The organism is Methylobacterium sp. W2 (assembly GCF_020662345.1).
Lineage (GTDB): Bacteria > Pseudomonadota > Alphaproteobacteria > Rhizobiales > Beijerinckiaceae > Methylobacterium.
On sequence record NZ_VMOA01000005.1, the window covers coordinates 47,456 to 69,019 of the forward strand.

Consider the following 21,564-nt stretch of genomic DNA (forward strand, 5'->3'; position numbering starts at 1 on the left):
GATCAAGCCGCAATCGATCGTACATCGGGTGACTTACGTCGGGATCTGCCACGAAGTGCCAGCCAGACCAGGATGGCATGGGGCAGAAACGCGGCGAGGACCAGGGACACTCCCACCCCTGTCTCGCCGACCGATAGGGCGCGGCGGGGCCAGGGGCCGAAACCGGCTGGATGGGCCTGCCCGATCACCGCGAAGGCGAACCACAGGGCGAGAAAGCCCGTTCCGCAGTGGAAGAGACCGACCGCAAGACGGCGGCCCCATGACGGGGCGGACGCACCACCGCCGATCAGGATTCGGCTGACGGCCAAGGCCGACCCGAAGACGAAAGCCGATGCCGCGGCGCCGATGGCAAAGGCCGCATTCATGGGCTGGTAGGTGAGGAAGGTCATGCCGCCGGTGGCGAAGCCCGCGCGGAGAACGAGACCGCCGAAGGTCGGATAGAGGCTGAGCGCGAAGAGCAGCGTGGCCCCAACCAGGGCACCGACGACGCGCCGGAGACGTGACGCGGTGCTCGTCGCTGCCATCGCGACGATCCGCGCGAGAGCGTAGATCAGCGCGAAGGTGAAGAGCGGGTATTGCTGGAGGAAGAACCCATAGAACCGCGCGGCGATCTCAGGCGGCAACGCCGACGCTTGGCTCAGGCCGGTCACGGCAGCCGCGCAGACGGCCAAGCCCGCAGCGGCGAGGGGAAACGCCGCGGTTGCGAGAGGAAAGCCTGCGGCGGCAGGGGGAAACGCCGCCGCCGGGAGGTGCCGCGCCACCGGCGAGCCGCCGGATGGCATCACGCCTCGTAATTGTCGCGCACGAGCCGGTCGAGGAGACGCACACCCCAGCCGGCGCCCCAGCTCCGATTAATCTCGCTGGGGCTCGACGACATCGCAACGCCGGCGATGTCGAGATGCGCCCACGGCACGTCGTTGACGTAGCGCTTGATGAAGGAGGCGGCGGTGGCCGCGCCGCCATGGCGCCCGCCGGTGTTCTTCATGTCGGCGAACTTCGAGTCGATGGCCTTGTCGTAGGCCGGGATGAGCGGCATCCGCCACACTGCCTCGCCGGTGGCCTCGCTGGCGGCGGCGATCTTGGCCGCGAGCGCATCGTCGTTGGAGAACATGCCGGCGATGTCCTGGCCGAGGGCGACGATGATCGCCCCGGTGAGCGTCGCCAGATCGATCATGAATTTCGGCTTGTAGGCGCTCTGCACGTGCCAGATCACGTCGGCGAGGACGAGGCGCCCCTCGGCGTCGGTGTTGATGATCTCGATGGTCTGGCCGGACATCGAGGTGACGATGTCGGCCGGGCGCATGGCGTTGCCGTCCGGCATGTTCTCGACGATGCCGATGGCGCCGATGGCGTTGACCTTCGCCTTGCGCGAGGCGAGCGCGAACATCGTGCCGACGACGCAGGCGGCGCCGCCCATATCGCCCTTCATGTCTTCCATGCCGCCGGCGGACTTGATCGAGATGCCGCCGGAATCGAAGCAGACGCCCTTGCCAATGAAGGCGATCGGCGCCTCCGAGGCATCATCGCCGCCGTTCCAGCGCATGACGACGACGCGGGCCTCGCGCGTGGAGCCCTGAGCTACGGCGAGAAGCGCTCCCATGCCGAGGGCCTCGAGCTTGCCGGGGCCGAGGACCTCGACCTCGACGCCGAGCTTGGTCAATTCCTCGGCGCGCCGCGCGAACTCCTCGGGGTAGAGCACGTTCGGCGGCTCGTTGATGAGCTCACGGGCAAGGAGAACGCCGCCGGCCACGGCCTCCGAGACCTTGGAAGCCGCCTCCGCACCCGAGGGGTCGGCGACCATGAGGGTGAGCGCGGTGACGCGGCCTTCCTCGCCCTCCGGCTTCTTCTTCGTCTTGTAGCGGTCGAAGCTGTAGGCGCGCAGACGCGCACCGAGGGCGAAATCGGCGGCGTTCGCCGGGCTCACCGAAGAACCGGGCCAATCGAGGGCCACATGGGCCTGGCGGCCGCTCACCTTGCTCGCGGCATAGCCGCCGAGCGCCGGCCAATCGATCTTGGCGCGGTCTTTCTCCGAACCGAGGCCGATGACGAGGAGCCGGTCGGCATCGAGCCCGGCGGGGGCCGGCAGCGCCAGGGAGGTCAGCGACTTGCCCTTGAAACGCTCGCTCGCGGCGGCGCGCGCCACCAGGTCGGCCGCGCCGCGGCCGAAGGCCTGAGTGACCGCGGGCGAGAGAGCCAGATCATCGCCGACGAAGAGAACGACGTCGCCCTGGCCGACCGAACCGAGCGGCCCGAATGCGATCGTGATACCGTCCGCCATAAGTCACGCTTTCCGAAGATCTGAATTGGTCCGTGCGGCCCGACACGCGGCGCCGCGACGCTCCCTGTGTACCCGTTGATGCGAAGAACGCAACGTGATCCGGCCGCCGCGAAACCGCCTGATTTGGAGCGCCCCAAGGCGATCGACATCGGTGGACGGGCGCGATGCCGGGGGGCATGAGGAAGGCCCGTGGGACGCGTCCCACGCAAGCCGCGCGTAGGGCCCGCCACGAGATCCGATGACGCAGATCGAGCGCTACATATTCAGGATCGCGGCCGGGGCGTTCCTCGCTTGCCTGATCGGCCTCACGGGCACGATCTGGGTGACGCAGGCCCTGCGCGAACTCGACCTGATTACGGCCAAGGGCCAGACCCTCATCGTCTTCTTCCTGATCACCGGGTTGTCGGTGCCGACGCTGATCACCGTGATCGCGCCCGTGGCCCTGTTCATCGCCGTGGTCTACGCCCTGAACCGGCTGAACGGCGATTCCGAGCTCATCGTCATGTCGGCGGCCGGCATGCAGCCGCGGCGCATTCTTCGCCCATTCCTGACCCTGGGGCTCATCGTGAGCGCCGGCGTCGCCTTCCTGACGATCCAGGTGATGCCGTCCTCGTTCCAGGAACTGCGCGACGTCCTGACCCGTGTGCGCGGCGACTTCATCGCGAACGTGGTGAAGGAGGGCCAGTTCACCGAACTCGACAGCGGCATCACCTTCCATTTCCGCGAGCGCGGCCCGGGCGGAACGCTCCAGGGCATCTTCATCCAGGACAAGCGCGAAGCCGGAAAGACGGTGGTCTATCTCGCCGAGCAGGGGCAGGCTGTGGATTACGAGGGCCAGAGCTATCTCGCCCTCGAGAAGGGCAGCATCCATCGGCAGCAGAAGGATTCGCGGGATTCTTCGATCATCACCTTCGAGCGCTACACGGTGGATCTCGCGGCCTTCACCCCGCCCGACGGCGAGATCGTCTACAAGCCGCGCGAACGGTCGACCGCGCAGCTTCTCTTCCCCGATACGAGCGAGACCTATTACCAGTCGCAGAAGGGTCGCTTCCGCGCCGAGGTGCATGACCGACTTTCGGCCTGGCTCTACCCGCTTGCCCTGACCCTCATCGCCTTCGCCGCTTTGGGCGACCCGCGCACGACGCGCCAGGGGCGCGGCCTCGCCATGGCGGGCGCCGTCGTCGCCGTCATCGTCCTGCGCATCGCGGGCTTTGCCGCCAGCAGCGCGGCGGTGCGAAGCCAAGGCGCCGTGATCGCGATCTATGCCGCCCCGGCCCTGGCGCTGGCGATCTCCTGCCTCGTCGTCTTCAACGGGGCCGCGGTACGGGATTGGAACGCGCGCGTCTCCAGGACCCTCTCGAATCTCGGCCGCACCGTGATGCGGCGGCCGCGCCTCGGCGACGGGTGAGGCCGCCGCCATGATGATCGGCTTCACCCTCGGACGTTACTTCGCCCTGCGCTTCCTGCGCACGGTGCTCGGCGTGTTCATCACCGTCTTCGCCCTGGTCTACACCCTGGATTTCGTCGAATTGCTGCGGCGGGCGGGCGACACCGAGGGCGCATCCACAAGTTTGATGGCTCAGCTCTCGCTCTATCGCACCCCGGCGGTGGCCGAGGGCGTGCTGCCCTTCGCGATCCTGTTCGGCTCCATGGCGGCGCTGCTTCAGCTGTCGCGCAAGCTCGAACTCGTGGTGGCGCGGGCCGCGGGCATCTCGGCCTGGCAGTTCCTCCAGCCCGGCATCCTGGTGGCGCTGGCCATCGGAGCCTTCACGGTGGGGATCTACAATCCGGTCTCCGCCGCGATGAAGCAGCGCTCTACCGAGATCGAGGCGAAGATCTTCGCGAAATCCACGAAGGCGAATTCCGGCAAGGATCTGTGGATCCGCCAGAACAGCCTCGACGGACAGGCGATCCTGCGCGCCGGGACGGCGATCGAGGGCACCACCACCCTGGCCGGCGTATCGGTCTATACGTTCGACGAGGCTGGGGTCTTTCTATCGCAGATCGAGGCCGCGCGGGCGACGCTGCATGACGGCTACTGGACCCTTCAGGACGCGCGGCTCCTCGCCAAGGGCCAGCCTCCCGAGAGCTACGACACCTATATCCTCGCCTCGAACCTCGACGCCGGACAGGTGAAGCAGCGCTTCACGCCCCCGGAATCTGTGCCTTTCTGGCAACTGAACGAGACCATCGCACGCACGGAGAGGGCGGGGTTGGATGCGACGCGCTACCGACTCCAGTATGATGTTCTCATGGCGAGGCCCATTCTCTTCGTTGCCATGGTGCTCGTGGCAGCCAGCGTTTCCTTAAGGTTCTTCCGCTTTGGTGGAGTGGGTAAGCTTGTGCTTGGCGGTGTGGCGGCGGGGTTCTTCCTCTACGTCGCGCGGCAGGTCATGGAGGGCCTCGGCGCATCAGGCATCGTGTCGCCCCCGGTGGCGGCATGGTTCCCGGCCGTGGTAGGGAGTCTTCTCGGTACGCTCACGCTTCTCTATCAGGAGGACGGCTGATGCCGTTGTCGGTGACGGGACGCGAAACGAGGCCGAGGCAGAGGTTGGGACACGGGTTGCGTACAGTCTCCGACATCGCGAAGCTCGCCGGGTTGCTGGCGTTCGTCTCCAGCGCCGCGCTCATGCTCGGCTCCGATGGAGCGAGCGCGCAGACGGCCGGCCGGAGTGACAAGGGCCAGGCCCGCAAGGCTGCGGCGCCCAAATCCGCTGTGGCGCCCAAGGCAGCCCCGCAGCCAGCGCCCACGGGCAAGCCGGCCGAGCGACTCCTCGTCGAGGCCGCCGAGCTGATCTACGACAACGACAACAACACCGTCACGGCGCGCGGCAATGCCGAGCTGCATTACGGTCCGCGCACCCTTCAGGCCGACCGCGTGCGCTACGACCGCGCCAGCAGCCGCGTCTTCGCCGAAGGCAACGTCCGTCTCACCGACGAGACCGGTGCCGTCGTGACCGGCGATACGATGGAGCTGACGGACGATTTCCGGAACGGGTTCGTCGACGCCCTGCGCATCCAGCAGACCGTCGAGATGCGGGGCCAGCCGGTCCGCACGCGCTTCTCCGCGCCGCGCGGCGAGCGGGTGGACGGCGAGCAGACGACCTTTGAATCCGGTACCTACACCGCCTGCGAGCCGTGCAAGAACAATCCGGAGACGCCGCCGCTGTGGCAGGTGCGCGCCGCCAAGATCATCCACAACAACGAGACGCACATCATCGGGTTCGAGGAATCGACCCTCGAGATCGCCGGCATCCCCGTGGGCTACCTGCCGTATTTCGAGGCGCCGGATCCGACGGTGAAGCGCAAGACCGGCTTCCTCACGCCGCGCTTCATCACCTCCACCGCCCTCGGCAGCGGCATCTCGACGCCGTTCTTCATTAACGTCGCGCCGAATTTCGACATCACCCTATCGCCGTCCTTCCTGAGCGAGCAGGGTATCCTCGGCCAGGGTGAGTTGCGCCACCGGCTCGACACCGGAACCTACACCATCCGCGCCAGCGGCATCTTCCAGACGACGCCCAGCGCCTTCCTCCCCGGCCCGCTCGGCGCGGGCGACCGCGACTTCCGTGGTTCCATCGAGTCCACGGGCCAGTTCTACATCAACGACCGCTGGCGAACCGGCTGGGACGTGGTCGGCGTCACCGACAAATGGTTCCTCGACAACTACCGCGTCCGCAATTCGAGCATCACGACGGATTATTTCCGCGAGGCGGTGTCGACGGCCTATCTGATCGGCCAGGGTGACCGCTCGTGGTTTGAGGCGCGCGCCTACTATTTCAAGGGCCTGTCGAGCTACGATTGGCAGAAGGAGCAGCCGGTCGTCGCGCCGGTGATCGATTACGACAAGCGCATCAACGGTCCGGGCTTCCTCGGCGGCGAAGTGCGCTTCGAGGCCAACATCACCCATCTCGACCGCGAAGCCACGGACTTCCAGGCCATCCCGCGCACGGGCTCCTACTACTTCAACCCCACGGTCAACGGGACGACCTATTCGCTCTACGACACCTGCACCACCTTCACGCGTAGCACCTGCATCATCCGCGGCCTGTCGGGGAGCAACACGCGCGCATCCGCGCAGCTGTCATGGCGCCGGACCTTCATCGACGATGCCGGCCAGGTCTTCACGCCCTTCGCTTATCTGCGCACGGACGCCTTCTTCGTCGACCCGCGCAATTCCGGCTATCAGAACGCCCTGGCGCAAACGATCAGCACCACGGATTCGGATTTCTCGGGCCGGGTGATGCCGGCGGTGGGTCTCGATTACCGCTATCCCTTCGTGAGCAATTTCGGCCCTCTCGGCGTCCACACCCTCGAACCGATCGCGCAGGTCGTGATCCGTCCGAGTGAGACCCATATCGGCCGCCTGCCCAACGAGGACGCGCAGAGCCTCGTCTTCGACGACACGTCGCTGTTCGAGTGGGACAAGTTCTCGGGCTACGACCGTGTCGAAGGGGGCGTCCGCACCAATCTCGGCGCGCAATACTCGGTGGTGACGCCGTCGGGCTGGTACGCGAACGTGATGTTCGGTGAATCCATCCAGGTCGCCGGGGTCAACTCGTTCCGGCGCGGCGATCTCGCCAATGTCGGTCTCGATTCCGGCCTGGAGCGGCGGCAATCCGATTACGTCGGACGATTCCAGCTCTCCCCGAACCAGAATATCAGCTTCGTCACCCGTGCGCGGTTCGAACAGCGGGACTTCACCGTCAACCGTCTGGAATCGGGCGTCATCGCGCGCCTCGCCCCGTTCGCGCCCATCGACCTGTCGATGTTCTATTCCTATTACGCCGCTCAGCCCATGCTCGGATTCAACAACCGGAGAGAGGGCCTGACCGCCTCGGCGACCTACCACATCACCCCGAACTGGTTCGTCACCGGCTCGGCCCTCGTCGATCTCACGCACTATCTCGACGTGCGCGATACCTTCGCCAACGCTTACACCGCCTATCTCGCCAATCCCGTGGGTGCTGCGCCGGTCTATACCAATCCCGGCCGCGCCAACCTCGCCGGCTTGAGCGTCGGCGGCGGTTATCAGGACGAGTGCACCACCTTCTCGCTCAACTACATCGTCTCTCCGACGGCCGCTGCCCTCGGGGTGACGGAGCGCAACCGCACCGTGCTGCTGCGTATCGAGCTGAAGACCCTCGGCGAGGTCGACCTGCGCCAGAACGTCAACATCGCGAGCACGGCCGACGGCATTGCGGCCACCCGGTGAGATCGGGCGCGAGCCCGGCCTCGCCTTCATCCGGCGACGACAACAGGCCATGACGGTGCACAGACCCATTGCGCTCACGATGGGCGATCCCGCCGGCATCGGGCCCGAGATCGCTCTCATGGCGTGGCTCGCACGGGATGCGAGCGCCGGGCTTCCGCCGTTCTTCCTCATCGGCGACCCCGATTTCATCGAGGCGCGGGCAAGCAGCCTCGGCTTTCAGGTCCCGGTGGCGGAGGTCGGCCCCGATCTCGCGGTCGAGGTCTTTCCCCGCGCACTTCCGGTGATGCCCCTGCCGAGCGGCGCCCGCGTCGGTGCGGTGGCGGGACGGCCGAGCGCGGCCGATGCCGGCGCGACCCTCGAATCGATCATGACGGCTGTCGGTCTGGTTCGGTCGGGCGAGGCGATCGCCCTCGTCACCAATCCGATCGCGAAATACGTTCTCACCAGTGTCGGCTTCGCCTATCCCGGCCATACCGAATTCCTCGCGGCCCTGGCGGCCGAGCCCGGCAAGGCCGCGCCGCTCCCCGTGATGATGCTGTGGAGCGAGACCCTGGCGGTAGTTCCGGTGACGATCCACGTCGCCCTGCGCCGCGTGCCCGATCTGTTGACCCAGGACCTCGTCGTCCGGACGGCGCGCATCGTGGCGCGGGATCTGATGGAGCGCTTCGGCATCGCGCATCCGCGCCTCGTCCTGTCGGGGCTGAACCCCCATGCGGGCGAGGCCGGCACGATGGGGACGGAAGACCGCGACGTCCTGGAACCCGCCGTGGCGCAGCTCCAGGACGAAGGGATCGATATCAGAGGACCGCTTCCGGCGGACACGCTGTTCCATCCCCGTGCCCGCGCGACCTACGACGTCGCGCTGACGCCGACCCACGACCAGGCTCTGATCCCGATCAAGACCATCGCCTTCGACGATGGCGTCAACGTCACGCTGGGCCTGCCCTTCATCCGGACCTCGCCCGATCACGGCACCGCCTTCGACATCGCGGGCAAGGGCGTGGCGCGGCCGGACAGTCTGATGGGCGCCCTGCGGCTCGCCGCCAGACTGGCGGGGCAACACGCGTGAGCGAGGACGGACTTCCCCCTCTGCGGGACGTGGTGCTGAAGCACGACCTCGCGCCGAAGAAGGCGCTGGGGCAGAACTTCCTGTTCGACCTCAACCTGACCGGGCGGATCGCCCGCGCCGCCGGCCCCCTGGAGGGGGTCACGGTGGTGGAGGTGGGGCCGGGCCCCGGCGGCCTGACCCGCGCCCTCCTCTCCGCCGGCGCCGCCCGCGTGGTCGCCATCGAGCGCGATCCCCGCGCCCTGCCGGCTCTGGCCGAGATTGCCGCCCACTATCCGGGCCGCCTCGATGTGATCGACGCCGACGCGCTGAAATTCGATCCGCGCCCCCTCGTGGGCGATAGGCTGGTGCGGATCGTCGCCAACCTCCCCTACAATGTCGGGACGCCGCTGCTGACGGGATGGCTTACCGAAGCGGTCTGGCCGCCCTGGTGGGACTCCCTCACGTTGATGTTCCAGCGCGAGGTCGCCGAGCGGATCGTCGCGGATGAATCGGACCGGGCGAATTACGGGCGCCTCGGCGTCCTCTGCGGCTGGCGCACCGAGGCGAATATCCTGTTCGACGTGGCGCCTTCGGCCTTCGTGCCGCCGCCCAAGGTGACATCGAGCGTCGTCCACTTGAAGCCGAGGCGCGCCCCCCTGCCCTGTTCGGTGACAGCGCTCGAACGGGTGACGCGAGCGGCGTTCGGCCAGCGCCGCAAGATGCTGCGCCAGAGCCTGAAGGCCGCCACGCCCGATCCGGCGCGCCTGCTCGACGCGGCGGGCATCGCCGAGACTGCCCGCGCAGAGGAGGTCCCGGTGGCCGGCTTCGTTGCGATGGCGCGGGCGCTGGACTGAATCCCGCCCGGACTACGGACGTCACCTGAGCCCGGCGACGCCCTTGCGGCGGCCGGGTGCGATCAGAACTTGCCGAGCATCGGGAAATCGACGTTCAAGGCGGATTCCGCTGCAAGCGGCGCCTCGCGGCGGCGCGGCTTGCGGTTGATCACTTGTTTCAGCTTCGACTTCAGCACCGACATGTCGAACGGCTTCAGGATGAAAGCGTCCGCGCCGGCCTGGTGCGCGAGGTTGATGTCCTCAAAGTCGAACGAGGCTTCGGTGAGGATGAAGGGCGTGTTCATGAGCGCGTCGTCGCCGCGGATTTCGCGCAGGAGCGTCAGCCCGTCCATCGGCTCCATCATCAGGTCCGAGATCACGAGGGCGTATTTGCGCTCGCGCAAGCGCTCCAGCGCTTCGGGACCGCTGGTCACGCCATCGACATCCGGGAATCCGATCCGCGTCATCAGGAGAATGACGAGCTTCAGCAGTTTCTCCTGATCGTCGACGATCAGGATCGGTGGCGTCTCACTCATGGGCTTTCGAAGCTCAGGGTCGGATATCCGACGTCAGGAAGGCTGGAATGGCGCATCAGACGAACAGGTGGTCGATGCCCTGCTTGGCCAGCGATTCGGCCTGCAGGGCAATAGCGAGGGAATGGATCACCCCGCCTTTCGGGGTGCCGCGCTGAAACATCGGCAGCAGGCCGGCCTTCTGGAAGGTCGCGTCGTTCGCAGGGTTGCGGACGACGGTCACGAACGAATTGACGAATTCGCGCTTCACGATCTCACGCCACTCGACGATCTGGACATCGCGATGCCGCGTATCGTTGCTGATCCGTCCGAACGTGTCGTTCACCGAGGTGCGCTCGCCCTCGATGATCTGGGCCGCGAAATTCTGTTCCACCAGCAGGAAGCTGGTGATGACGGAAAATTCGTTCTTCTTCTGCGCCTGCCGCGTGATCTCTCCGAGCTGGCGAGTCCGGCCCGCCGCATCGGCGGCAAGGTTGAGGCGAGAGAAATAGATGAGGTGGACGAGGGTCGCCCGCTTGGCCTTCATGATCCCTCTCCGTTGCTCCAACGGCCTGACGATATCCGACCGCAGCATAACGCTGGGTAAACGGCGCACTCATCGTATCACGAAACCGGCAAAAGCTGCCGGGGTATTCCCGGAAAATGTCGGTTCTTGCCGGCCATCTTAAAAAATAATCTCATCGTATCAATGACATAGATTTGGCATCCGGCTTGCGGTTGATGGCCTGAACCAATTTCGGTCCACGTCATTTTCAACAAAGGTTGCCGGTCATGGATGTCTTTTCCGCGTTGCAGACGGCGGTCTCGGGCATGAAGGCCCAGGGCTTTTCCCTCGAGAACATCTCCGGCAACATCGCCAACTCGCAGACGACTGGCTTCAAGCGGGTCGATACCAGCTTCGTCGACCTTGTCGCCGAGCAGGCGCCCAACCGCCAGGTCTCCGGCAGCGTCAGGGCGAACTCAGTCCTGACAAACTCGATCCAGGGCAACATTATCGCCACCGAGACCCCGACCAACATCGCCTTGAACGGTCCGGGCTTTTTCGCCGTGCAGGCGAAGACGAACGACGTCAACGGACAGACATCTTTCTCGCCGGGCAATCTCTACACCCGCCGGGGCGATTTCGTTAAAGATCAGGAAGGCTATCTCCGCAATGGCGGCGGCGCCTATCTGACAGGGACGAGTCTTGACCCGAGTACGGGGAGCGCCACGAGTGAAGGCCCGATCAAGATTTCGGCCTTGCCAATTCCTGCCAAGGCAACGAGCACGATCACTTATGCAGCGAATCTTCCAATATCTCCGTCAAAGAACCTGATCGGAACCACGTTTGCGGCCTCTACCAACCCAGTAATCCTGACGGGAACGGGAGCTGGAACGGTCTCTGCAGGTGCAGACGCGACAAAGCTTATGAACGGCAGTATGAGCGGCCCCGCGCTGACGACCTATTCGCCTAGCGGAGCACCAGTATACTTGACTACGGTGTGGGCAAAAGTTCAAGATGCAGCTAGCGCTACGACGATTACGAATCCAGATGGCACTACCACCGCAGTTCCGGCCAAGAATAACGTCTGGAACTTGTATTACGCCAACGACACGACGGTCGATCAATCGGCTTCATCATGGACAAATTCAGGAACAGCGTTTGAATTCGACGCAAGCGGCAAGTTGACCAATCCCGCGACCGAATCAGTTACAATTGCAGCGCCAACCATCAACGGCGTGACCCTCAACCCCATTTCGTTTGATTACGGATCAAGACTAACTGCAAATAGCAGTACGGTAATAACGACGACAGCCCTTGGCCAGGATGGATTTACATCAGGGACATTGAATGAACTGTCAGTCAATGAGAGCGGGGAGGTCGTCGGTAGCTATAGCAATGGCAGCACTGTTGCCCTCGCCAGGATCAAGGTTGTTCAATTTACAAATCCCGACGGGCTGAAGGCAGACTCGTCCGGAAATTATCGGCAGACACTTGATTCGGGGAATCCCTTGATAGGCCTTAACGCAACGAAGATCATAGGCCAGAATATCGAGCAATCAAATACGGACATTGCGAGCGAGTTCTCTAAGATGATCGTAACCCAACAGGCCTATTCTGCGAATACGAAGGTCATTTCGACCGCGCAGGATATGATGTCCTCGTTGATCAACATCATCCGCTGAGTTCTGGGGTTTCCGGTGACGTAGAGGGAGGGCGATCGTGTCGTTCACAGCGCTGAACACGGCCGCGGCCGGCTTGAAGACCACTCAGGCCGCCATTGGCATCGTCTCGCAGAACATCGCGAATGTCGGCACCACCGGCTATGTCAGGCGCACGCTCGACACCGTCGCGCAGGGGCCCGGCAATTCCGGCGTCGCCATCGGGACGATCAATCGGATCATCGACGAGAATTCGGTGAAGCAGCTGCGGCTCGAGACGTCCGGCGCGTCTTATACCGGGATGATGGCGGACGTCCGGACCCAACTCGATAAACTCTACGGTATACCGGGCACCACGAGCGCCCTCGACGGAGTGGTCAACAATTTCACCCTGGCGCTGCAGACCCTCGGGGCGGCCCCGTCATCCGCCCCCGCCCGCTCTGCCGTGGTCTCGGCCGCGTCGAACCTAGCGACGAAGATCGGGGGCATCGCGGAGGGGATTCAGGCCCTGCGCAGCGCGACCGAGAGCCAGCTCTCCAACGATACGGCGGCGGCGAGCGGGCTGCTCTCGTCCATCGCACAGCTTAACGTCAAGATCGCCGCCACCAGCGACGATGGGGCCAAGGTCGCGCTCCTCGATCAGCGTGACCAGGCCCTCAATTCCCTCTCCGGCTATCTCGACGTGCAGGCGTCGGTGCAACGCGACGGGACCGTCACGGTCATCACCACGTCCGGGATGACGCTGGTGGACCGGGCCAGCGCCGTGAGCCTGAGCTTCGACGGTCGCGGAACCCTCGGTCCCGAGGACGCCTATTCCACGGATCCGGCGCAGCGGAGCGTCGGAACCATCACGGCGACCACCCCGGGGGGCGGCACGATCGATCTCGTGGCCTCGAACGCGATCCGTTCGGGCTCGCTGGCCGCAGGGATCGAGCTGCGCGACACGGTTCTGCCCCAGGCCCAGCGCCAGCTCGACGATCTGGCGGCGGGCCTGTCGCGGTCGCTGTCCGATACGTCGGCGGTCGGCACGCCCGCGTCGGCAGCGGCGGGGGCGGGATTCGCCATCGACCTCACCGGCCTGAGCGCCGGCAACGCCATCACGATCACCCTCAAGGACACGAACGGTGCGCAGCGCAACCTGATCCTGGTTCCGTCCAACCTGAACCCGCCTGCGTCGGTGAACCGGGCGGATGTCGCCGATCCGCTGGCGACCATCGTCCCGTTCACGGTGGGCAGCGACCCGGCCACCTTCGGCACGGCGATCGCCGCCGCTCTCGGCTCACCCTACACCGTGACGTCCGTCCCCGAGGTCGGGAAGGGTGGCGTCAGGATCCTGTCACCGACCAGCGGCGCTCCGACGATCATGGGGATCAAGGCCAGCGTCACCCAGTCGACGTCGCCGGACGATGTGACGAACGGCAAGCCCCAGATCCCCCTCTTCGTCGATTCCGGCGGCAAGGCCCGCCTCTATACCGGGTCGTTCGATGGCGGCTCGCAGCTGACGGGCTTCGCCCAGCGCATCGCCGTGAACCCGGCGGTGGTCGCCAAGACGGAAACGCTGGTAAAGTTTGCGCCGGGAACCCAGGGCAGCGAACCGACGAGGCCGCAATACCTGTTCGATGCCCTCACGAGCGCGAACCGGACCTTTTCGGCGGCGAGCGGGATCGGCGGCATCAGTGCGCCCTACGAATCCTCCGTGCAGGGCTTCGCCCAGAAGATCATCGACTCACAGGGCGCCGCTGCTGCCACCGCGCAGAATCTCGACGAAGGGCAGAGCATCGCGCTCGCGACGGCGCAGGGCCGGTTCGCCAGCACGTCCGGCGTCAAGATCGACGAGGAGATGTCGAGGCTCGTCGGATTGCAGACGGCCTACACCGCCAATGCCCGCGTGCTCACCGCCGCGCGGGACATGCTGGACACGCTCCTCCGGATCTAGGGCGTCGTCGCGGATATCGCGTCCGCGAGGTTGCTCCAGGTCTTCTTCTCCATCCGGTTCTTCCGAAACGTGGCCTCCACTGTTCGGATCGATTTTCCGGCGTCTTCAACCGGTTGACCGCTTGGAGACCCTACCGCCGAGGTCACGATGACGATCAGCGCCTTTACGGCCGGCACCTACGTCCAGGATCGCAACACCGCGAACCTGGTTAGCCAGAAGGCGCGTCTCGACGCGTTGTCCACCCAGCTCGCCAGCGGCCGCACCGCCGAGACGTATGGCGGGATTGGCGCGGCGCGGACCACCAGCCTCAGCGCCCATGCCTCCCTCAGCGCCCTCGACGGATACGATGCCGCCATTACGGCGAACACGACGCGGGTGACGGTCACCAGTTCGGCGGTGGCGCAGCTCTCCTCCCTGAGCGGCATCCTGCAGAAATCGTTGAATTCCAGCACCACCGGCACGGCCTCGACCGTGGCGCAGGTGGCCAGGAACAGCCTGGATGCGGCCGTGGACGCGTTGAACCAGGACGTCGCGGGCAGCTACGTCTTCGGCGGGCGAATCTCCGATACGCCCCCCGTAGCTTCGTCGGATGCCATCCTGAACGGCGTTCCCGGTCTCGGCCTCGATGGTCTCAAGACCCTGGTGAACGAGCAGGTGGCCGCCGATCTCGGCCCGAACGGCAACGGCCGCATCGCCACCAGCGCGTCGGGCTCCACCGTGACGGTCAGCGAGGAAGGCACGGGCACGGCGGGCACCGAAGCGCGCGCGAATTTCGGCTTCAAGCTCCTCTCGGCCACGAGCTCGAACCCGTCCGCCATCACGGCGGGGGCGAAGTCGGGCGGCACGGCACCGGACGTGACCTTCGCCGTGGCCAATGCGCCGGCGGAGGGCGACCGCATCCGCGTCGCCGTCAATCAGCCCGATGGGAGCCAAAGCTTCACCGACCTGATCGTCACCGCCAACCCTCCGGCCGACGCGACCAACACGATTGCACTCGGCACGGCCGCCGAGACCGCCGCCGCCCTGACCAAGAGATTCGAGGGCCAGCCGGTCGCCAGCATCCAGGGCAAGGCCTCCCTCGGGCTCGCGGCGAATTTCGGCACCGGTACGCCGGCTTCCGTGGAGCTCACCGTCAACGCCCCTCCGGCGGCGGGGGACACGCTGACCTTCAACCTGGCGCTTCGCGACGGGACCACCCAGACGATAACGCTGACCGCGAAGGCAAACGCGGATTCTAAGTCGTCGACCGACTTCTCGCTGACGGGTGACGTGGCGGCCAACATTTCGAAGGCGCTGTCGAACGCGCTCAAGGAAACGGCCGGGACGACCCTCTCGGCGAGTTCGGCGTCGCGTGCCTCGCAGGACTTCTTCGCGGGATCGAAAACCGAAGGTTTCGCGCCACGCCGCGTCTCGGCGGACGGGAACGGCTACGCCGAGCAGGCCAGCACCAAGACCGTGATCTGGTACACCGGCGACGATACCTCGACCGATCCCAGGACGACGGCGACGGTGCAGATCGGCGCGGATCGCAGGCTCGGCATCGGAGCCCAGGCCAACGAGGCTCCGATCCGAGCGGTCCTCGCCGGCATCGCACAGGTCGCGGTGCAGAGCTTCACGCCCTCGACGACCGGATCGCCGGAAACGGCACGCTACAATGCCGTCTCGGAGCGCGCGCGTTCGCTCCTCACCTCCAGCGATGGCCGCGACGGCGTGCAAAGCATCGCCAGCGATCTCAGCCTGGCGGCCAGGACCATGGCGGACACCAAGACCGACAACCGCTCCGCCAGGGCGGCCCTGGAAGACAGCCTCGACGGAGTCGATACAGTCTCCATCGAGGAGGTGACCGCCAAGCTCCTGGCCCTCCAGAACCAGCTTCAGGCGAGCTATCAGGTCACCTCGATGCTCTCGAAGCTGACGCTGACGAACTATCTCTCCTGAGTCAGGCGGCGGCCAGGCCGCGCTTGCGCAGCAGCGGATCGATGCTGGGCAGGCGGCCACGGAAGGCGGTGTAAGCCTCGCCGGGCTCGCGCAGGTTCCCGGCCCCGTAGACGAACTTGCGCAGGCGCGCCGCCGTCTCGGGGTGGAAGATGTCGCCGGCCTCTCGGAAGGCGTCGAACGCATCGGCATCCAGCACCTCGGACCAGAGATAGCTGTAATAGCCGGCGGCATAACCGTCGCCGGAGAAGATATGCGCGAAATGCGGCGAGCGGTGCCGCATGGAGATCTCCGCCGGCATGCCGATGCGCTGCAGCGCGTCGGCCTCGAAGGCCAGAACGTCGAGCCCGTCCTCGCCGCCGCTCGACAGATGCAGCGTCATGTCGACGATCGCCGAAGCGGTGTACTCGATGGTGGAGAAGCCCTGATTGAACGACCGTGCCGCGAGCATGCGCTTGTGCAACTCCTCCGGCATCGGCTCGCCGGTGCGGTAGTGGCGCGCATGGATGCGCAGCACCTCCGGTTGTTCGAGCCAGTGCTCGTAGAGCTGGGAGGGCAGTTCGACGAAATCGCCCGCCACCGCCGTGCCCGCGAGAAGCGGGTAGGTCACGTCCGAGAGGAGGCCGTGCAAGGCGTGGCCGAACTCGTGGAACAGGGTGCGCGCGTCGTCGAAGGACAGAAGCGTCGTCTCGCCCGCCGGCGCCTTGGCGAAGTTCATCACATTGACGATGATCGGCGTGATCGGGCCGTTGAGCCGCTCCTGGGAGCGGAACGCGCTCATCCAGGCGCCGCTGCGCTTCGACGAGCGGGCGAAGTAATCGCCCAGGAAGACGCCGACCTCCGACCCGTCGGCATTGCGCACCGTCCAGGCCCGCACGTCGGGATGGTAGCGCGGAAAGTCGGCGAGTTCTTCGAAGCGGAGGTGGAACAGGCGCGAGGCCGTGTCGAAGGACGCCGCGATGACCCCATCGAGGGGCAGGTAGGGCTTGATCTCGCCCTCGTCGAGATCGTGCTCGGACCGCCGCAGCTTCTCGGCATAGTGGCGCCAATCGTGGGCGCGGATGGCGAAGTCGGCCCCTTCCGCCGTCGCCAGCGCCTGGAGTCGGTCGCGCTCGGCGCCCGCACGGGCATGGGCCGGTGTCCAGACGTTGCGCAGGAGTTCCATCGCCGCATCCGGCGAGCCGGCCATGGTGTCGGACAGCTTGAAATGAGCGAAGCTGTCGAAGCCCAGAAGCCGCGCCCGCTCCGCGCGGAGGGCGACGATCTCGGCGATGATCCCGGTATTGTCCGTGGTGCCCCCGCTCTCGCCACGGCGGGTCCAGGCCTCGTAGGCCTTCTCGCGCAGGTCACGCCGGGTGGAGAAGACCAGGAACGGCTCGATCAACGAGCGCGACAGCGTGATGACGTGACCGTGCTCACCGCCACGGTCCTTGGCCGCGCTGGCGGCGGCGGCCATCAGGAACTCGGGCAGGCCGGCAAGGTCCTCCTCGCCGTCGAGGGGGAGGATGAAGGCGCTTTCGTCGGCCAGCAGATTCTGGCTGAACGTCGTTCCGAGCTCGGCCATCCGCCCGGCGATCTCGGCCATCCGCGTCTTCGCCTCGGGGGCGAGATCGGCACCGGCGCGGCGAAAGCGTGTGCGGTAGCGCTCCAGGACGCGCCGCTCTTCCGCACCGAGCGTCTCCGCATCGGCATCGACAGCGGCGATGCGTGCCCAGAGCCGGGGATTCAGGTAGATGGCGCTGCCGTGGCGGGCGAGACGGGGCGTAATCGCCCGCTCGACGGCCTGGAGCTCCGGGCTGGTGTTGCTGCCGCTGAGATTGAAGAAGACGGAAGCGACACGGTCGAGATCGAGGCCCGCGCGCTCCATCGCCTCCACCGTGTTGGCGAAGGTCGCCGGCTCCGACGCGTCGGCGATGGCGGCGATCTCAGCATCGTGCGAATCCAGGGCGGTCTCGAAGGCAGGCAGGAAATGCTCCGGGCGGATCCGGTCGAAGGGCGGCAGCCCGAACGGCGTCTGCCACACAGGCTCCGCGAACGGTCCGATGTCCCGGGTCTCGGTGGCGGTTGCGCTCGTCATGGTCGTCCTTCGGTCTCGTCCGGGTCTGTGCTGGGGAACCTAGTCATCCCGGCAAGCGAGCGCAAAGCATCCCGTCGGCATTTTCGCCACGGTGTCACTCGGCCTTCCATCGAGGGAGCTTCGAGCGAGGGAGCTTCGAGGGCGTGGGCGCTTGCGCCTGGGCTCCCACCGACGCAGGTTGCGCCCCGCCATGGCACCCCTGACTCGACCCACTTCCGTTTCCCTGCGTTCCGCCCGCCTCGTGCTGGCGGCGGGGGGTATCCTTGCCGTCGGCATCGGTGCGGCCATGGCGCAAAGCCTCTCGGTCGATCTCGGCCAGGGCGGGGTGACGGAGCGGGCACTCCAGCTCATCGCCCTCATCACCGTCCTGACGCTGGCGCCCTCGGTGTTGGTGATGGCGACCTCGTTCACGCGGATCGTGGTGGTCCTGTCGATCCTGCGCTCGGCCCTCGGCACGCAGAGCGCGCCGCCGAACGCCGTGATCACCAGCCTCGCCCTGTTCCTCACCGCCTTCGTCATGGCTCCGACGGCGCGGGAGGCCTACCGCACTGGCATCGAGCCGCTGATCGCCGGCCAGATCACGCAGAGCGTGGCGTTCGAGCGGGCCTCGGCCCCGTTCAAGACGTTCATGCTGCGCAACGTGCGCGAAAAGGATCTAAAGCTCTTCCTCGACATGGCGAAGGCCCCCGCCCCTGCGGGGCCGGAGGCCATCGGTCTCGAAATCGTCACGCCGGCCTTCATGATCTCGGAGTTGCGGCGCGCCTTCGAGATCGGCTTCCTGCTCTTCATCCCCTTCCTCGTCATCGATCTGGTCGTCGCCTCGATCCTGATGGCGGTGGGCATGATGATGGTGCCCCCCGCGACGGTGGCGCTGCCGTTCAAGCTGATCTTCTTCGTACTGGTGGACGGCTGGACCCTCGTGGCCGGGTCTTTGATCCAGAGCTACGGAAGCTGAGTGCGGGATCAGCCGTGCAGGTGGTCCAGGATGGCGAGGCCCGCCGGCGTCGCCTCGTAGCGGGTCCGCTGGGTGCGCTGGTTCCGCTCGGTGACTGACAGCAGCTCCGCTTCCCCCGACAGGGTCTCCACGGCGCGCAGGACGAGGGCATGCTCGACACCGAAGACCCGCGCGAAGCTGCGGCTGTCGGCGGCGAGCTTCAGGTGCAGTCCCGCCAGCAACCCGGCCTCCAAGGTGGAGAGGCCGGGCTGGAGGTCGGCGATGGAATCGGTGACGGCGAGGAAGGTCTCGGCGTCGGCGGGCGGCTCGCTCACGCGGCTTCCGCCGGGCGCCGGATCGAGACCATCACCGATTTCGAGGTCGGCGTGTCGCTCTCTTTGCCGAAGGACGACAGGGGAACGAGGACGTTGAGCTCCGGGTAGTAGCCGGCGAGGCTGCCGCGCGGCATGTCGAACGGCACGAGGCGGAAACCTTTGGCCACCCGCACGACGCCGTCGTCATGGGTGCCGACGATGTCGACCCGGTCGCCGGCGACGGCACGGATCTCGGCCAGATCGTCGGGATGGGCGAACAGCACCTGACGCTCGCCGTAGACCCCGCGATAGCGGTCGTCGAGGCCGTAGACGGTGGTGTTGTACTGATCGTGGCTGCGGAAGGTCTGGAGCACGAAGGTGTCGCCCATCGCCCTCGCCTGCTGATGCTCGGTCGCCTCGGGCAGGGCGTCGGCAGAGAAATTCGCCTTGCCGTTCGCCGTCTCGAAATTGCGCTCGGCGGCGAGGTTGCGCAGCATGAAGCCGCGCGGGCGGCGGACCCGGACGTTGTAGCCGGTAAAGCCCGGAATGGTCCGCTCGATCAAAGCGCGGATGCCGTCGTAATCGTCGGCGAGCGCCGCCCAATCGATCTTGTCCGAACCGACGGTGGCCGCCGCCATGCCGGCGATGATGGCGATTTCCGAGCGCAGTTCCGGCGAGGCGGGCTTGTTGATGCCCCCCGAGCCGTGGACCATGCTCATGGAATCTTCGACCGTGACGATCTGGATCTTGCCCTTGGAATTCCGGTCGATCTCGGTGCGGCCGATACAGGGCAGCAGGTAGGCGACGCGGCCGGGCACGAGGTGCGAGTGGTTGAGCTTCGTCGCGATATGGACGGTGAGCTCGCAGGAGGCGAGCGCCTTGGCCACCAGCGCCGTATCCGGCGTGGCGCGGGCGAAATTGCCGCCGAGCCCGATGAAGGCCTTCGAGGATCCGTCGAGCATGGCGCCGATGGCGCCGATGACGTTGTGGCCGTGCTTGCGCGGGGCGACGAAGCCGATCTCGCGCTCGAGGGCGTCGAGCAACACGGCGGGCGGCTTCTCATTGATGCCCACCGTGCGGTCGCCCTGCACGTTGGAATGGCCGCGCACGGGGCAGAGGCCGGCGCCGGGACGGCCGATATTGCCGCGCAGGAGCATGACGTTCGTCATCTCCCGGATGGTCGCCACCGAGTGCTTGTGCTGGGTGACGCCCATGGCCCAGGTACAGATAACCTTGTCGGCGCCGAGATAGACCTCGGCCGCCACCTCGATATCGGCGCGGGAGAGGCCGGACTGATCCTCGATCGACTCCCAGCTCGTGGCCTCCACGACGGCGCGATAGGCCTCGTGGCCCTCGGCGTGGTGGCTGAGGAAGGCGCGATCCAGAACGGATGGACGGCCGGCGGCGAGAGCCGCGTCGTCGGCTGCGAAGACCGCCTTGGCGATACCGCGGAACGCCGCCATGTCGCCGCCCGGACGCGGCTGGTAATAATGGCTCGCCACCGGGGCGCTGGCACCGCGCAGCATCTCCACTGTGTTCTGCGGGTCGGCGAAGCGCTCGAGGCCGCGCTCGCGCACGGGGTTGAACACCACCACGCGGGCGCCGCGGGTGGCCGCCTTGCGCAGGTCGCCGAGCATGCGCGGATGGTTGGTGCCGGGATTCTGGCCAACCACGAAGATCGCGTCCGCCTTCTCGAAATCCTCGAGCAGGACGGTCCCCTTGCCAATGCCGATGGCCGCCTGGAGGGCGATGCCGCTGGCCTCGTGGCACATGTTGGAGCAATCGGGGAAGTTGTTGGTGCCGTAGAGCCGGGCGAACAGCTGATAGACATAGGCCGCCTCGTTGGAGGCGCGGCCGGAGGTGTAGAACTCGGCCCGGTCGGGGCTGTCGAGGCCGCGCAGGGTGGCGCCGATCTCGGCGAAGGCCGCATCCCAACTGACGGGCAGATAGCGGTCGCTGCCTGCATCGTAGCGCATGGGATGCGTGAGGCGGCCCTCGCCTTCGAGCGCATAGTCGGTCCAGCCGCGCAGCTCCGAGACGGTGTGCTTGGCGAAGAACTTCGGCGGCGTACGTTTGTCGGTCGCTTCCCACGAGACGGCCTTCACACCGTTCTCACAGAACTCGAAGGACGAGCCGTGCGCCGGATCACCCCAGGCGCAGCCGGGACAATCGAACCCGTCCGGCTGGTTGGCCTTGAGCATGGCGCGGGCCCCGGAGAGCGGGGCACGGCTGCTCAGCAGGTGCTTGCCGCAGCTCTTCAACGCGCCCCAACCGCCGGCGGCGGAGGAACGCTTGGGGGACGCGACCGGGTGATCCATG

At 66.4% G+C, this 21,564-nt stretch carries 16 protein-coding genes; 9 read left to right on the forward strand and 7 right to left on the reverse strand.

What is annotated here, in order from left to right:
- Nucleotides 1-2: 2 nt before the first annotated feature.
- Both FPV16_RS04110 and FPV16_RS04115 read right to left on the reverse strand, forming a co-directional pair.
- Entirely contained in the window at nucleotides 3-782 is a 780-nt protein-coding gene (locus FPV16_RS04110) for a hypothetical protein (protein WP_227436287.1), read from the reverse strand.
- On the reverse strand, nucleotides 782-2,278 hold the full coding sequence (locus tag FPV16_RS04115) for a leucyl aminopeptidase (protein WP_227436288.1): 1,497 nt from the start codon (nucleotides 2,276-2,278) through the stop codon (nucleotides 782-784). Before FPV16_RS04115 ends, FPV16_RS04110 begins: the two co-directional genes overlap by 1 nt.
- Nucleotides 2,279-2,516: 238 nt before the next feature.
- On the opposite strand from FPV16_RS04115, the gene lptF reads away from it, so the two are divergent.
- Genes lptF through rsmA form a run of 5 tightly spaced genes read left to right on the forward strand, consistent with a single transcriptional unit; the run spans nucleotide 2,517 to nucleotide 9,395 of the window.
- Complete coding sequence (gene lptF, locus FPV16_RS04120) at nucleotides 2,517-3,686, forward strand: LPS export ABC transporter permease LptF (RefSeq protein ID WP_227436289.1); 1,170 nt, start codon at nucleotides 2,517-2,519, stop codon at nucleotides 3,684-3,686.
- Nucleotides 3,687-3,696: 10 nt separating this feature from the next.
- The gene (gene lptG / locus FPV16_RS04125; RefSeq protein WP_227436290.1) at nucleotides 3,697-4,785 is read left to right on the forward strand and encodes an LPS export ABC transporter permease LptG; all 1,089 of its coding nucleotides are present in this window, start codon (nucleotides 3,697-3,699) and stop codon (nucleotides 4,783-4,785) included.
- Between the two features lie 56 nt (nucleotides 4,786-4,841).
- On the forward strand, nucleotides 4,842-7,493 hold the full coding sequence (locus tag FPV16_RS04130; RefSeq protein ID WP_227436291.1) for an LPS-assembly protein LptD: 2,652 nt from the start codon (nucleotides 4,842-4,844) through the stop codon (nucleotides 7,491-7,493).
- A 49-nt stretch (nucleotides 7,494-7,542) separates the two neighbouring features.
- Nucleotides 7,543-8,562 (forward strand): 4-hydroxythreonine-4-phosphate dehydrogenase PdxA, encoded by a 1,020-nt coding sequence (gene pdxA, locus FPV16_RS04135; protein WP_227436292.1) that lies wholly within the window; start codon nucleotides 7,543-7,545, stop codon nucleotides 8,560-8,562.
- Nucleotides 8,559-9,395 carry a 16S rRNA (adenine(1518)-N(6)/adenine(1519)-N(6))-dimethyltransferase RsmA gene (rsmA, locus tag FPV16_RS04140; RefSeq protein WP_227436293.1) on the forward strand — a complete coding sequence of 279 codons (837 nt, stop codon included), beginning with the start codon at nucleotides 8,559-8,561 and terminating at the stop codon, nucleotides 9,393-9,395. Before pdxA ends, rsmA begins: the two co-directional genes overlap by 4 nt.
- A 62-nt stretch (nucleotides 9,396-9,457) precedes the next feature.
- Here rsmA and FPV16_RS04145 read toward each other — a convergent pair whose 3' ends face one another.
- Nucleotides 9,458-9,910: a response regulator gene (locus tag FPV16_RS04145; RefSeq protein ID WP_056148076.1), complete on the reverse strand. Its 453-nt coding sequence runs from the start codon at nucleotides 9,908-9,910 to the stop codon at nucleotides 9,458-9,460.
- 55 nt (nucleotides 9,911-9,965) lie between these two features.
- Complete coding sequence (locus FPV16_RS04150) at nucleotides 9,966-10,433, reverse strand: BLUF domain-containing protein (RefSeq protein ID WP_227436294.1); 468 nt, start codon at nucleotides 10,431-10,433, stop codon at nucleotides 9,966-9,968.
- 245 nt (nucleotides 10,434-10,678) lie between these two features.
- Between FPV16_RS04150 and FPV16_RS04155 the strand changes: the two genes are divergently transcribed.
- From FPV16_RS04155 to FPV16_RS04165, 3 genes are all read left to right on the forward strand, one after another.
- Nucleotides 10,679-12,073 (forward strand): flagellar hook protein FlgE, encoded by a 1,395-nt coding sequence (locus FPV16_RS04155; protein ID WP_227436297.1) that lies wholly within the window; start codon nucleotides 10,679-10,681, stop codon nucleotides 12,071-12,073.
- 37 nt (nucleotides 12,074-12,110) lie between these two features.
- Nucleotides 12,111-13,985, forward strand: a complete 1,875-nt coding sequence (flgK, locus tag FPV16_RS04160; RefSeq protein ID WP_227436299.1) for a flagellar hook-associated protein FlgK — start codon at nucleotides 12,111-12,113, stop codon at nucleotides 13,983-13,985.
- 147 nt (nucleotides 13,986-14,132) lie between these two features.
- The gene (locus FPV16_RS04165; protein WP_227436301.1) at nucleotides 14,133-15,923 is read left to right on the forward strand and encodes a hypothetical protein; all 1,791 of its coding nucleotides are present in this window, start codon (nucleotides 14,133-14,135) and stop codon (nucleotides 15,921-15,923) included.
- A gap of 1 nt (nucleotide 15,924) precedes the next feature.
- Here FPV16_RS04165 and FPV16_RS04170 read toward each other — a convergent pair whose 3' ends face one another.
- Complete coding sequence (locus tag FPV16_RS04170) at nucleotides 15,925-17,997, reverse strand: M3 family metallopeptidase (protein ID WP_227436303.1); 2,073 nt, start codon at nucleotides 17,995-17,997, stop codon at nucleotides 15,925-15,927.
- A gap of 190 nt (nucleotides 17,998-18,187) precedes the next feature.
- Here FPV16_RS04170 and fliP point away from each other — a divergent pair, with 190 nt between their 5' ends.
- On the forward strand, nucleotides 18,188-18,952 hold the full coding sequence (gene fliP, locus FPV16_RS04175; protein WP_227436305.1) for a flagellar type III secretion system pore protein FliP: 765 nt from the start codon (nucleotides 18,188-18,190) through the stop codon (nucleotides 18,950-18,952).
- A gap of 8 nt (nucleotides 18,953-18,960) precedes the next feature.
- On the opposite strand, the gene FPV16_RS04180 is transcribed toward fliP, so the two are convergent.
- Nucleotides 18,961-19,266: a hypothetical protein gene (locus tag FPV16_RS04180; RefSeq protein ID WP_227436307.1), complete on the reverse strand. Its 306-nt coding sequence runs from the start codon at nucleotides 19,264-19,266 to the stop codon at nucleotides 18,961-18,963.
- Entirely contained in the window at nucleotides 19,263-21,563 is a 2,301-nt protein-coding gene (locus FPV16_RS04185) for an FdhF/YdeP family oxidoreductase (protein WP_227436309.1), read from the reverse strand. Before FPV16_RS04185 ends, FPV16_RS04180 begins: the two co-directional genes overlap by 4 nt.
- Nucleotide 21,564: the final 1 nt, after the last annotated feature.

What these genes read in the sequence shown, in the direction of transcription:
- FPV16_RS04110 (WP_227436287.1), bottom strand. Translation starts at nt 782, where the DNA reads ATGCCATCCGGCGGCTCGCCGGTGGCGCGGCACCTCCCGGCGGCGGCG.
- FPV16_RS04115 (WP_227436288.1), bottom strand. Translation starts at nt 2,278, where the DNA reads ATGGCGGACGGTATCACGATCGCATTCGGGCCGCTCGGTTCGGTCGGC.
- lptF (WP_227436289.1), top strand. Translation starts at nt 2,517, where the DNA reads ATGACGCAGATCGAGCGCTACATATTCAGGATCGCGGCCGGGGCGTTC.
- lptG (WP_227436290.1), top strand. Translation starts at nt 3,697, where the DNA reads ATGATGATCGGCTTCACCCTCGGACGTTACTTCGCCCTGCGCTTCCTG.
- pdxA (WP_227436292.1), top strand. Translation starts at nt 7,543, where the DNA reads ATGACGGTGCACAGACCCATTGCGCTCACGATGGGCGATCCCGCCGGC.
- FPV16_RS04145 (WP_056148076.1), bottom strand. Translation starts at nt 9,910, where the DNA reads ATGAGTGAGACGCCACCGATCCTGATCGTCGACGATCAGGAGAAACTG.
- FPV16_RS04150 (WP_227436294.1), bottom strand. Translation starts at nt 10,433, where the DNA reads ATGAAGGCCAAGCGGGCGACCCTCGTCCACCTCATCTATTTCTCTCGC.
- FPV16_RS04155 (WP_227436297.1), top strand. Translation starts at nt 10,679, where the DNA reads ATGGATGTCTTTTCCGCGTTGCAGACGGCGGTCTCGGGCATGAAGGCC.
- FPV16_RS04165 (WP_227436301.1), top strand. Translation starts at nt 14,133, where the DNA reads ATGACGATCAGCGCCTTTACGGCCGGCACCTACGTCCAGGATCGCAAC.
- FPV16_RS04170 (WP_227436303.1), bottom strand. Translation starts at nt 17,997, where the DNA reads ATGACGAGCGCAACCGCCACCGAGACCCGGGACATCGGACCGTTCGCG.
- fliP (WP_227436305.1), top strand. Translation starts at nt 18,188, where the DNA reads ATGGCACCCCTGACTCGACCCACTTCCGTTTCCCTGCGTTCCGCCCGC.
- FPV16_RS04185 (WP_227436309.1), bottom strand. Translation starts at nt 21,563, where the DNA reads ATGGATCACCCGGTCGCGTCCCCCAAGCGTTCCTCCGCCGCCGGCGGT.